Annotated in this window: 12 protein-coding genes; 6 read left to right on the forward strand and 6 right to left on the reverse strand. The window is 61.5% G+C overall.

Annotated features, from left to right (window positions below; all coding sequences use genetic code 11):
- The coding region (locus EN745_RS18775; RefSeq protein WP_127421972.1) for a site-specific integrase at nt 1–640 on the forward strand (640 nt) is incomplete at its 5' end.
- A gap of 150 nt (nt 641–790) precedes the next feature.
- On the opposite strand, the gene EN745_RS18780 is transcribed toward EN745_RS18775, so the two are convergent.
- Entirely contained in the window at nt 791–1,798 is a 1,008-nt protein-coding gene (locus EN745_RS18780; RefSeq protein WP_189363086.1) for a hypothetical protein, read from the reverse strand.
- The gene (locus EN745_RS18785) at nt 1,758–1,994 is read right to left on the reverse strand and encodes a helix-turn-helix transcriptional regulator (RefSeq protein WP_127421974.1); all 237 of its coding nucleotides are present in this window, start codon (nt 1,992–1,994) and stop codon (nt 1,758–1,760) included. The genes EN745_RS18780 and EN745_RS18785 overlap by 41 nt, the downstream gene beginning before the upstream one ends.
- Before the next feature lie 123 nt (nt 1,995–2,117).
- Between EN745_RS18785 and EN745_RS18790 the strand changes: the two genes are divergently transcribed.
- The gene (locus EN745_RS18790; RefSeq protein ID WP_127421975.1) at nt 2,118–2,864 is read left to right on the forward strand and encodes a hypothetical protein; all 747 of its coding nucleotides are present in this window, start codon (nt 2,118–2,120) and stop codon (nt 2,862–2,864) included.
- A 267-nt stretch (nt 2,865–3,131) separates the two neighbouring features.
- Here the strand turns inward: EN745_RS18790 and EN745_RS18795 are convergent, their stop codons facing one another.
- Nucleotides 3,132–3,344, reverse strand: a complete 213-nt coding sequence (locus EN745_RS18795; protein ID WP_127421976.1) for an AlpA family phage regulatory protein — start codon at nt 3,342–3,344, stop codon at nt 3,132–3,134.
- A gap of 129 nt (nt 3,345–3,473) precedes the next feature.
- Complete coding sequence (gene traA / locus EN745_RS18800; protein WP_127421977.1) at nt 3,474–6,446, reverse strand: Ti-type conjugative transfer relaxase TraA; 2,973 nt, start codon at nt 6,444–6,446, stop codon at nt 3,474–3,476.
- Between the two features lie 174 nt (nt 6,447–6,620).
- On the opposite strand from traA, the gene EN745_RS18805 reads away from it, so the two are divergent.
- Both EN745_RS18805 and EN745_RS18810 read left to right on the forward strand, forming a co-directional pair.
- Nucleotides 6,621–6,947 (forward strand): conjugal transfer protein TraD, encoded by a 327-nt coding sequence (locus EN745_RS18805; RefSeq protein WP_281034781.1) that lies wholly within the window; start codon nt 6,621–6,623, stop codon nt 6,945–6,947.
- Between the two features lies 1 nt (nt 6,948).
- The gene (locus EN745_RS18810) at nt 6,949–7,167 is read left to right on the forward strand and encodes a conjugal transfer protein TraD (RefSeq protein ID WP_127421979.1); all 219 of its coding nucleotides are present in this window, start codon (nt 6,949–6,951) and stop codon (nt 7,165–7,167) included.
- Here EN745_RS18810 and EN745_RS18815 read toward each other — a convergent pair.
- Nucleotides 7,164–8,024 carry a nucleotidyl transferase AbiEii/AbiGii toxin family protein gene (locus tag EN745_RS18815; protein ID WP_127421980.1) on the reverse strand — a complete coding sequence of 287 codons (861 nt, stop codon included), beginning with the start codon at nt 8,022–8,024 and terminating at the stop codon, nt 7,164–7,166. The two genes, EN745_RS18810 and EN745_RS18815, sit on opposite strands and share 4 nt — an antisense overlap.
- Entirely contained in the window at nt 8,021–8,848 is an 828-nt protein-coding gene (locus EN745_RS18820) for a type IV toxin-antitoxin system AbiEi family antitoxin (RefSeq protein WP_127421981.1), read from the reverse strand. Before EN745_RS18820 ends, EN745_RS18815 begins: the two co-directional genes overlap by 4 nt.
- 268 nt (nt 8,849–9,116) lie before the next feature.
- Here EN745_RS18820 and EN745_RS18825 point away from each other — a divergent pair, with 268 nt between their 5' ends.
- Complete coding sequence (locus EN745_RS18825; RefSeq protein ID WP_348630965.1) at nt 9,117–9,248, forward strand: helix-turn-helix domain-containing protein; 132 nt, start codon at nt 9,117–9,119, stop codon at nt 9,246–9,248.
- A gap of 8 nt (nt 9,249–9,256) precedes the next feature.
- Nucleotides 9,257–11,629 carry a DEAD/DEAH box helicase family protein gene (locus EN745_RS18830; protein ID WP_127421982.1) on the forward strand — a complete coding sequence of 791 codons (2,373 nt, stop codon included), beginning with the start codon at nt 9,257–9,259 and terminating at the stop codon, nt 11,627–11,629.
- Nucleotides 11,630–11,695 lie beyond the last annotated feature (66 nt).

An 11,695-nucleotide genomic window follows, 5' to 3' on the forward strand; every position in this document is an offset into this window, starting at 1 on the left:
GATGTGGGCAGCCTTGCCCGAAGCCGACATGCGAGAAAGCACCCGCCGCATTCTGCGCCTGTGCCTGGTTACCGGACAGCGTGTTGGCGAGATCGCCGGCATGGAGCGCGGCGAACTGGACTTGACACGCGGCCTTTGGACGATACCAGCCAGGCGCGCGAAGAACGGCCGCGACCATGTTGTCCCGCTGTGCGAAATGGCAATCCGGATCATCGGCGATCAGATCGCACACGTGAAGGCGCTTTCGGAGCGCAAGGGCAGGGCGGTACCGCCTTTCATTTTTCCTGGACCGGGCGCCCGTGCAGCCGTCACCGGCGCATCTGTCCCGAAGGCAGTGAAGCGAGAAGAGATCAGCAAGCGCGGGGTAGCAATGATCATGGGCATTGCACCGTGGACGCCGCATGACCTTCGGCGATCTGCTGCGACGGGCATGGAAGAAATCGGCATTTCGCCGTTCGTCGTCGGGCATGTGTTGAACCATGTTTCGGCGACTAAGAGTACGGTAACGTCGCGGGTATATGCGCGCTACGATTATATGCGCGAGAAGCGGGACGCCCTGGAGCTTTGGGGCAATCGGCTTGCCGGCATCGTTGCAGGTAAGGGCAACATCGAACCTCTGCGAGCGGAGGCAGTTGCATGAGCCGGTTCACGCAATCGGCGTTCGACCCAGAACCTTCCTGCAGCACGCGAGAAAGGTCGCTCCGACTTCCAGGGAAACGGAAGACACCATTTGCGGCCTGATCTGGTTGACGATGCACGCGCAGCCGCATCATCGGCGGCAAGAACTCGCCTATTCACCGCTCGACTCTGTGATCAGCAGGTCCAGCTTGGGCGATGTCACTGCAGGCTCGTTCCGTAATTGATGCATGAAATCCAACCTTGCGTTCAAACAGATCGCCGTTTGAGCTTCTAGGCGTATTTTGCCATACAGAACGCCCAGCATCATCGTAACGTCACCGCTGACGAACTGCATATCTAGCGGATGAATGGCTGCGCTTTTCTCGTCGAGCTGTCCGTCTGTCATTCCAGCAAACCAATCATGGGCTACGCCGGGGAAGATCTCAAAGACGCCGGCCGACCCGTCACCGTGAACCGTGGCGAAGTATACGCGCTCGAAGTTGGGATGAATTTTCTGAAATAGTCGACGCAAGCGTTCGATCGTCACAGGATCCAACTTGAACCCATGTTCGGTTGCATAGAGAACGAGAAACCGGTCGGGGCCTCCTTGACGTATCGACTTCTTGCCAAGCAGTTTGACAACCGCCTCTGTCTTTTCTTTCGTGCTGAGCGATCGAGGCGCATTGGCGAATTTGCCGCCATGTTGCTTTAGCGGAGCGACCTCGCCCAACTCCATCAACTTCTTCCCTTGTGACGTCATCACAGTGAAGTCGAGATGATCTACCTCATTCTGCAAAGGTATGCCGAAGGGCGAGAACGAAGGCGCACTGGCCCTGATAATTACGGAAGGGGGATTGCAGCCGCGGACAAAGGCCTCAGCAATCATCCGCTCACGGGCCCTCTCGGTCTTTGGCCAAGGTACCTCGTTGAACGCCACGCCATCCGGTCCCAGCGAAACCGATCCTGACTTCCCGTGCGGCTTTTCTCTATCATCCATGCTGCGTGATTTACGCTCGGCAAGCCGGTTCGGCCAGAAGGTTTGACGTGCCTCTCCAAAATAGTTCACCCATTTTAGAACGGCAACGAGCCTATAAGCTGCAACACAAACCTTGGCCCGCGCTGCCTGCCGATCGCCACCTCTAATTTCGCTTGACCAGGCGCACGCCGGGACCGCCGCCATTCTCCGGAATGAACTCTACTCCCGCCGCCTCAAGGGATAGTTTTAGCGCTTGCGCGATCGAAGGAGATGGCTGCTTGTCCCCTCGCTCGAGTTGAACGATCGTACGCAAACTGACCCGTGAAATGTCAGCAAGATCTTGCTGAGTCAGATTGAGAAGCCCACGAGCGGCACGGACTTGAGACGGAAAGTTCTTCATTCAACTCCGACATCAATGTTTGCATAAAAAGCGCAAATATGCATATTATGTGACATCGGCCGGGCATGTGCTCACAACACTCACCCGGCCTGACCACAACCTAAGCTTCAGGGAGCTCGGATCATGGCTGATTCCGACCATAGCATGAGTTTGTCGTTCGTCACCCGGCGGCGCTTGCTGGCGGGCACGGCGACGGCCGCGCTGGCATGGCCGTTCCAGGTAAAGTCGCGGGCCGCCGAAGTGAAGGGTGGTAGCAGCGCGGCCGATCCTGCTCTTCGTATGTGTGAGAACTGGCAAAAGATCCACGATGAGACACTGGCGCTGTGCCGCGAACAGCAGCGGTTGGAGACACACCTCGCCAGGACGGTCGGCTTTCCCTGCGCCAAGGTGCGGCTTGCCGATGGTACGGACGTGACGCTCCATTCCATCGAGAGCCTGAACGATGCCTACTCTCCTGAAATCGAAGTCGAATGGGGTAGGGCGGTTGCCGACTTCTCGGCACATCAGGCGCGCTGGGACGCTGCTGATGCTGAGATCGGTTATTCGAGAACAGACGAACTGATCCGGCAATCGGAAACAGCCGAAAGCGCACTTCTGGATGTTCTCCCGCAGACACCGGCCGCGTCCGTCGAAGGCATTTTGGCCAAGCTCAAGGTCATCCTGCGTGACGGTGAGCACTGGGAACATCCAGACGATTTCCCCTGGCCGCATATCCGATCTGTGCTGGATGACCTCGCCCGCCACCATAAATATCGATCCGGCGACGATCGCCGGACCGATCAAGCGACTTCCCTTATAGGCGGTGAGGAAAGGAAACAGTCTGCCTTGAGGAAGCCTGATCGCTGGCCGCCGTCACGGCCGCTTCGCTGAACGCTTGCTGTGTCAGCCTGAGGGGCGGCCACCGATCCGGCGCGGGCCGGAGAGCGGATAAGCGGCCAGTTGTGTGCGGTTCGATCCAAAATTGCCCTGCTTGAGCAACCCATCTTGATGAGCGCGAGGCCGACTATCGTTTCTGGTTTGCCGTGTTCGCTCGCCTCCGCGGCGCTCCAGTGGACATGGACTCACGCAATAGCCCTGCCGCCGTGACTGCTGCGTCTCGATGAAGGCCAGCTTTCCGCGCAGTGTGAATCGCCCTCATCACAACTTGTCGCCCGCGTCTTGGGGACGCCACGAAACGGGATCGGTGATCCAGCGACTGATGTCGGATTCATGCCAACCCGCGCCGTGGACGCTGATTTGGATCTGGCGTGGGAACGTGCCTTCGGCGATCTTGCGGTAGATGGTGGACCGGGACAGACCGGTCCGGGACAGGACGGTTTTCAGGCGGATAATCCGGTCTGGTTCGGGCATGGCCGCACTGCCTCCTGCTGGCTGTTTTTGATTGCTCCTGATCCAGAGAGGACCGACATTTGTGGACGCGCAAGACGGTTTTCCGCATCGTCGTATCCCGGCGTAGAGACTGCGGCAAACAGGATAGGTCTAGAGTCCGATGCCCCGGCTTCGCCCGAGGTCGATGCCGTGATTGAACGCGAGTTCCAGGCCGAGACGGCGACCTGATTCGAGCGCGATGCCGAGGTCTCGCTTGCGGCTAGCGAGGATGGATTCCAGTTGCGGATCGCGTTCTAGGCTTTTGGCCATGTCGCCCATCGCCGATCGCGTGGCCTTGTAGCCGGACATGTCGCCCGCCCGATACTGGTGCTGGCTGGTCCGGTCAAGTTTGTGCCAGTATTCCACGAAGCGGTCGGCACGACGGCTCGGATCGGTGCGGATTTCGGTTTCAAGCTGGAGGGCGCGGACGGCGCGGTTGATCCGCCCGTCAGCGGCCTCGCCGGCAAGCTCCGGGTTCTTGACGTAAGCCGCTTCAGCATCGCGCCAGCCATGGGGCCGCACCTCGTCGAAGGCTTTTCGGGCGTCGGCCAGTTCGCGCGACAGCATCGGGCTGACCTCGTTACCGGCACCCTCGTCGTTGAATATCGCGTCCACGGCGCGGGCATGACGCACGAGCGCATCGGTTCGGGCTTTCCGCAACGCCGATTGCCCGTCCTCGGCGGTCTCTCTCGCTGGTGCTACGGACTCGAGACGCACTTCCTCTCTTTCCGGCCTGCGCCTAGCGTCGAAGTCGCGCGTGCCATCTGCCGAAGGGCGCCGGCCATCGAACATATTGCGGAGCTTTTCGGGCACGGCCTTGCGCACGATCTCGGCAACACGCTCGCGGAAGGTAATCGCGCGCCGCTCGGCATAGCGCTGCGCCGAACTGGCGCGCTCATAATCTGACGCCATGTCCTTGGCCCGGTCGCGCGACAAGGTGCGGGCGAGCCGGTCCTGATCAGCGAAATCGTCGCGGCCATAATGCAGGTTCATGCTATCGCGGTGCCGCGACAGCGCGACGTAGCTGCCATGGGCGTCCATGCCCGGCGTCGCCAGCACATGTGTGCGGTCGACGGTCATGCCCTGCGCCTTGTGGATGGTTGCGGCATAGCCATGATCGATGCGGTTATAGTCCTTGAGGTCGAACCGAGCCGACCGGCCATCGTCGATAAGGACGGTCATGGACCGCGCGCTGACCTGCTCGACGGTGCCGAGCGTGCCGTTCTTCACGCCGAGGCCCCGTTCGTTTTGTAGGAACATAACGCGGTCCCCGCTGGCGAAGCTGCGCTCGCCGCGCTCGACCGTGAGGCGCACATCATCACCCAGATCGCCGGCTTCACGTAATCGCCCGCGCGCCGCCTCGTTGAGGGCGCGAACCTCGTCATTGGTGTGGGTGAGTATGATGCGGCTGCGGTCAGGCGATGCCTGCCGATCGCGGTCCCAGCGGTCGATCAGATCGTTGCGTGCCTGTTCCCGCGTCTGGGCGGCATGGAGCATGCCATGAGTGTCATAGGCCTGGATTGCATCGCCGGTTCTGCCGGTCGCCAAATCGCGCGTGGCGTCGCGCTGCCAGTCTTCCCGCTGGCGGCGCACCTCGCCGATCTCGACGCCTCCATGACGTTCGTGGACCGACCGGAACGCCGCACCCGCCTCGATGGCTTGCAACTGCTGCGGATCGCCGACCAGCACCACTTTTGCGCCGGCCTCGGCGGCATGGGACAGCACGCGCTCCAACTGGCGCGTGCCGACCATGCCTGCCTCGTCGATCACCAGAACATCGCGCGAAGTAAGCATGTCGCGGCCGTGCTGCCAGCCATGTTCCATGCTGGCGATGGTGCGCGACGCGATGCCCGATCCGCTTTCGAGATTTTCGGCGGCGATGCCGGAAAGCGCCACGCCCCGTACCTCATAGCCCGCCGCCTGCCATGCCTCCCGCGCAACGCCCAGCATCGCGCTCTTTCCCGTTCCGGCATAGCCGACCACGATCCCCAGATCGCGGCCGTCCGTGATATGCGCCAGCGCATCGGCCTGCTCGCCCGAAAGCACAAGGTCACGTTCCTCCGCACGCGCAAGCGCCGCATCGAGATCCGTGTCGTTTACCTCATGGTGTTCCCTCCCGGCCATGCGTTCGGCGGCGCGGTGCAGGCGCTGTTCGGCCTCGATCATGTCGCGGGTGGTGAAACGATCCTCGCCGCGTCCGTCCGCGCCGAGTTCGACCAGCTCGGGCGCGTTCCGCATCGCACCCATGACTGCGTTGAACTGCTCGATTCCGTCGCTGTGACGGTGCGCGAACATCGCCATGTTGCGCCGCGTGAAGGTCGACTGCTGATGCGTGATCGCGTCCAGCGCGATGGACGGATTGGCGAGGATGCGCGCGCCGTTGTTGCGCGCGATCTCGCGGTGCATTTCCGCGCGGTCGGCGGCCTCCATCCCTTCGCCTTCGATGCGCTGCGCGGCCGCGCCAATCTGGCTTTGCGGCTCCAGCACGATGCCCTGCGCTTCCAGGCTGCGATGGTCGATGCGCGCGTCGATGTCGAGTTCGGCCAGCCGTTCGTTGGCGACTTCGGCCCAGCGTTCGCGCCAGCGCTCCACCATCTCGGTGCGGTTCCAGTCGCGCACCTTCTGGCCGAAGCCGTTCTCGTCCATCGCGCGCATTGTTAGCATGATATGCGCATGGGGTTTGGGCATGCCATCTTCGCCCCTATCCCAGTGCACATTGACATCGGCGATCATGCCTTGGTCCACGAACTCGGCCTGTACGAAGTTGCGGGCGAGTTCGATGCCCTGCGCTTGTGTCATCTCGCGCGGAATGGCGAATTCGATCTCCCGGGCAAGCTGCGCGTCCTTCCTGTTCTCGAACGTCTCGACATCGTTCCAAAGCCGTTCGCGGTCGCTCCACGTCTCGGGCGCATTCTCCGGCAGCATGACCTCGGAATGTACGACGCCGCGCTTGTTGGAGAAGTCGTGGCTGCGCTCAAGCCGGTCATCGCGTAGCCGCGAGGCCGAGCGGTAGGCGGCGGACGCCACCGCGCTGGAGCCGGACTTGCGGCCAATGACCTTGACGTGAAGATGATAGATCGCCATCGCGATCAGATCATTTGCACGGGCTATGTGCACGTCGGAACGACGTATAAGCGCGCCCTCCCTCGAAAAAATCTCGGGAGCGACCAGCCCGTCCCGGCTAGGTCCGATGACCTTACAGCATTGTGCCGGGCGCTCGACTATCATCCCTCCGAACAACAGCCTATGGAGACGACGATGCGAAAGCCACGGGATTTCGACGCGGAACTGAAGGCGCTCGAAAACAAGGCGCGGGAGCTCAAGAACCGCAAGGTGCAGCAGCTTGGCGAACTGGTGATTGCCACCGGAGCCGATGCGCTCAGCGCCGACGAACTGGCGGGCGCGCTGATCGTACTGGCCGAAACCAAAGATGCCGGAAAGAAGGAGGCTTGGGCCAAGCGCGGGGCTGCGTTCTTTCAAAGCCGGTCACGACGAACTGCACAGGCGGCTGACCGCAACGCAGACGGCACTCCGGCGCGACCGGACAGACCGCAACCGGCATCAGGCGGCACGAGCGCGGGATAACATGCGCACATGGCAGGTCGAGCGCCGCAAGCGCACGCGGCATCTGATCGAACTAGGCGGCCTGGTCATCAAGGCCGGGATCGTTGACCTGACCGGCGATGATCGCGCCACCATCCTCGGCGCTCTGCTCTGGATGGCCGACAAGCTCCGGAGCGACCAAGGGGAACACGCACGGAGCCTTTGGGCCACGAAGGGGAAGCAGGCATTCGACGATGGCTAGACTCCAAATCGTTCCCGCATTTCTCCGGCCTTCGCCCATTCGTCGCCGGGTATCCGGTCGATCAGTTCCTTCATCACCCTGACAAAGGTGGCCTTGAGCGTCTCGTCGGTCAGTGTTTTGGCGCGATCTGTTTGAAGCAGCGGGCGCATGTCGGTGAAGAAGGTCGGATTGGCGAGTTTCTGGAACATCCGCTGCTGTGCCTCGGCCCTTGAAATCGTCACCTCCGCCTTTTCAAGGTAGAGCAAAAAACATTCAATGACCCGGGCCGTGTTCAAGCTCTCGAACACAGTGAGCGCGTGATCGAGGTCGAACAGATCGCGGCCCTTATTGCGTTGAAGCAAGGCCCGTAGCTTGGTCGCCAGCATCTCCTCCCGTGAGAAGGTCGGGATTGCGGCCTCGCCGTTGAACCACGGATTTTCGACGCCGAACGGTATCTCGATGGGCGAATCGTAGGCGTCCCGTTCGCGTGTGTTGATTTCAACCTTGAGGCTGATACGCACATCTGCGGGCTCGCCTTCCGCATCGACGCGAAAGCGAAGTTTGGGTGCGACGGGGCTTGGATCGGATTTTGCCTTGCCAAGCCACGGTTCCAGGATGGCGCGAACGCCATCGAGGACCGGCCCAATCGGACCAGCGCTCGTTCGCACGAGATCTATATCTTCCGAATAGCGCAGCGGCGTGGGGAAGTGCAGCTTGTTGAGCGCTGTGCCGCCACGAAAGCGCAGTTCGCCGCGCAGGAACGGATCAGAGAAGATGGCGACAATCGCGCGGCTGATGATGAGGTCTTGCTCGACTTGCCGTTGGCTTGCCCACGGCACCACGCGGTTCCAGGCGGTGATGTAGTCCAGCGGGATCATTCGTCGATCTCCGGCGGTCGACGAACGATCACGCGCCAGCGTTCATCGCGTTCGGATGGCGGCGGCGACAAATCCGGATCGCCTGCCTGTTTGAGATCGAGTTCAACCCACGGCAGCGACCCCCGCGCCGATAGCGCCGCGAACGTCGCTTCTGCTATCTGCGGGTGCCCCAGCCTTTCGAGCAGATGTCCGAGGCGCTGAACGACCGCTTTCTCGAAAGCGCCCGATAGGGAAGCGAGCTTTTTTGGTTGCAGCCGTCCGGCAAGCTCGAAGATCACCGTTGCGATGTTGTCCAGGCCCGCGCCGGATTGCGGGTAGCGCACCAGATCGAGCGCCGTCAGTTCCGGCGAGGACAGCTTCATATAGCCCGATTGTGTCTTGCGATCCTCGATTCCCGACGACACCGCCGTCATATCCTTGCGATAGGAAAAGACGATCCGCGTCCGCCCGGCCTCGATGTTGGGCAGGAGTTTGTCCGTGACGACCTGAAACTCCATAACGGCCTGATGGGAAACGCCGTGGGCCGCCGCCGCCGCCAGCAGCCCCACATAATAGGGCCGTTTTTCATGGCGCATCAGGGCGTCGATGTACCACTCGGGCGGCGGCGCTCCCGTCGTGGCGTGCTGTGGCGGTACGACCACATAGAAGCCGCGCCGAGGCCGGATGAGCTGGCCGCGCCGCTGCAATCGCTCGGCGGCGTCGAGGAATGCCCCCCGACTGATGCCGATCTCCTTTTGCGCTTCATCCGCAGAAAATACTCCCCGGCCCGCAGCAAGCAGGCCGGAAGCGTAGGTGGATAAGGCTGATCGCTCTACTTGGATCATATCTCATTATCCGCTCTTAGCGCGGAATTTTCAATATGATACCACTGCCAGACTGTCCTTAAAAATCCGCTTTCAGAGCGGATTTTTCAATATGATGCTACGGCGGCTTCGGTCCCGACCGCCGTTGCCCCACAAGGGAATGGACGGTCACCGCTATCTTCCCCGATTTTCTCCGATCTTCTATACACTTCCCCAACCACGAGTCCCGCGGGGCGCATGGCCGACGAAATCCTGACGATCCGGGAGGTGGTGGAACTTCTCAAGATCAATGAGAAAGACCGCCTACAAGCTTGCCTCGGCAGGCAAAATTCCCGGCTTCAAGGTCGGCGGATCGTGGCGGTTCCATCGGCAGGAAATCGCAAACTGGATAAAGCGCAAGGTAGAAGAGCAACAGGGGTAGTGGGGAGCATGACGAACGAGGCCGACACATGCCGGAAATTCGTCGTGCCCAAGCTGCAATCCGCCGGTTGGGATAACGATCCCCATTCCATCGCCGAACAGCGAACCATCACGGACGGCCGCGTTATCCCCGTGGGCAAGGGCTTCGTCCGCAAGTTGCCCAAGCGGGTAGACTATCTGCTGCGCTACACGCGCGATCTTCCGCTTGCCGTGGTCGAGGCCAAGGCGAGCTACAAATCCGCGACTGATGCCGTGCAGCAAGCTCGCAACTATGCGGAAATCCTCGACCTCAAATACGCCTACGCCACCAACGGCACCGAGATCATCGAGATCGACTACTTTAAGGGGACAGAAACGCGCGTCGCCGACTTCCCCGCACCAGACGACCTTTGGCGGCGCTATCAGGCGGGCAGCGGCATCGACACGCCCGAGCGGGTGGAACACCTGATCGCTCCCTACAATACGGTCGGCGGCAAGCCGCCCCGGTACTACCAGCAGATCGCCATTAACCGGACCGTCGAAGCCATCCTTGCCGGAAGGAAGCGCCTGCTTCCCACCATGGCGACGGGAACGGGCAAGACCATTGTGGCTTTCCAGATTTGTTGGAAGCTCTGGTCGAGCCGCTGGAACAGAACCGGGGAGCATCGCAAGCCGCGCATCCTGTTCCTCGCGGATCGCAACATCCTCATTGACGACCCGAAGGACAAGACCTTCGCCCCATTCGGGGATGCGCGGCACAAGATCGAATCCGGTGAGATTGTCAAAAGCCGGGAAATGTATTTCGCCATCTATCAGGCGCTTGCCGAGGACGAGCGCCGCGCGGGGCTTTTCCGGGATTATCCGCCGGACTTCTTCGACCTCATCATCGTCGATGAATGTCACCGGGGAAGCGCGCGGGACGACAGTTCGTGGCGCGTTATCCTTGAGCATTTCAAGCCCGCCTACCAGCTCGGCATGACGGCCACGCCGCTGCGCGAGGACAACCGAGACACCTACCTCTATTTCGGCAATCCGATCTACGAATACAGCCTGCGCCAGGGCATCGACGACGGCTTTCTCGCGCCCTATCGCGTGCATCGCATCGTCACCCAATGGGATGCGGCGGGCTGGCGTCCGACCAAGGACGAGGTTGACCGCTTCGGCCGCGCGATCCCCGATGACGAATACCAGACCAAGGACTTCGAGCGGACCATCGCCTTGCGCGCCCGCACGCAGGCTATTGCTCGCCACCTGACCGACTTCCTCAAAAAGACCGACCGCTTCGCCAAGACCATCGTGTTCTGCGTCGATCAGGAACACGCCTCGGAAATGCGGCAGGCTCTGGTCAACCTCAATGCCGATCTTGTGGCGCAGTACCCCGACTACGTGACGCGCGTCACCGCCGAGGAGGGCGCAATCGGGCGCGGCCATCTGTCCAAGTTCCAAGACCTTGAAACCAAAACGCCGGTTATCCTCACATCGTCGCAACTGCTGACGACCGGCGTTGATGCGCCGACCTGCAAGAATGTCGTTCTGGCGCGTGTCGTCGGGTCCATGAGCGAGTTCAAGCAGATCATCGGGCGTGGGACGCGCCTACGCGATGATTACGGCAAGCTGTGGTTCAACATCCTCGACTACACCGGGTCGGCGACCCGCATGTTCGCCGACCCGAACTTCGACGGCGATCCGGCCCGGATCACGGAAGACGAAGTGAACGACGCCGGGGAAACGACGGCGACGACGGAGATCATCCCCGAAGGGCAGGAACCGGAGCCTGCCCCGCCGGAGGAAGGCGAACCCGGCGTAATCGAACCGCCGACCGGCGAGCCGCGCAAATTCTATTTCGACGGCGGCCAGGTCGAAGTCGTAGCCCATCTGGTCCACGAGCTTGATCCGAACGGCAAGCAGCTTCGCGTCGTCAAATACACCGACTATGCCGCCGAAAGCGTTCGTTCGCTTGCGCCGACCTCCGCTGAGCTTCGCAAGCGCTGGGCGGACGCAGACCAGCGCAGCGAGATTATCGCCGCTTTGGCCGAGCGCGGTATCGACTTTGACGTGCTGGCCGAACAGACGGGTCAGACCGACGCCGACCCCTTCGACCTGCTTTGCCATCTGGCCTTCAACGCGCCGCTTCGCACCCGGCGAGAGCGGGCGCAGCGTCTCAAATCCGAGCGAAAGGACTATTTCGACAAATTCTCCCCTGAGGCGCGTCAGGTGCTTGACGAGCTTCTGGAAAAATATGCGGAACACGGCGACGCGCAGTTTGTCCTGCCCGACGTGCTCAAGGTTCCGCCCATCTCAACCCACGGCCAGCCCGCCGAAATCATCAAGCTGTTCGGCGGCCCCGATGAGCTTCGCCGGGCTGTGAACGACCTGCAAGGATTGCTCTATGGCGCGAACTAAAAAGAAGAACGGTGCAGACGCCGCGCCGATGACGACCTCCCAGATGCTCGGTAGCCTTCTCAAGTC

Origin of the sequence: Mesorhizobium sp. M4A.F.Ca.ET.022.05.2.1 (assembly GCF_003998845.1) — a bacterium.
Classification (GTDB): Bacteria; Pseudomonadota; Alphaproteobacteria; order Rhizobiales; family Rhizobiaceae; genus Mesorhizobium.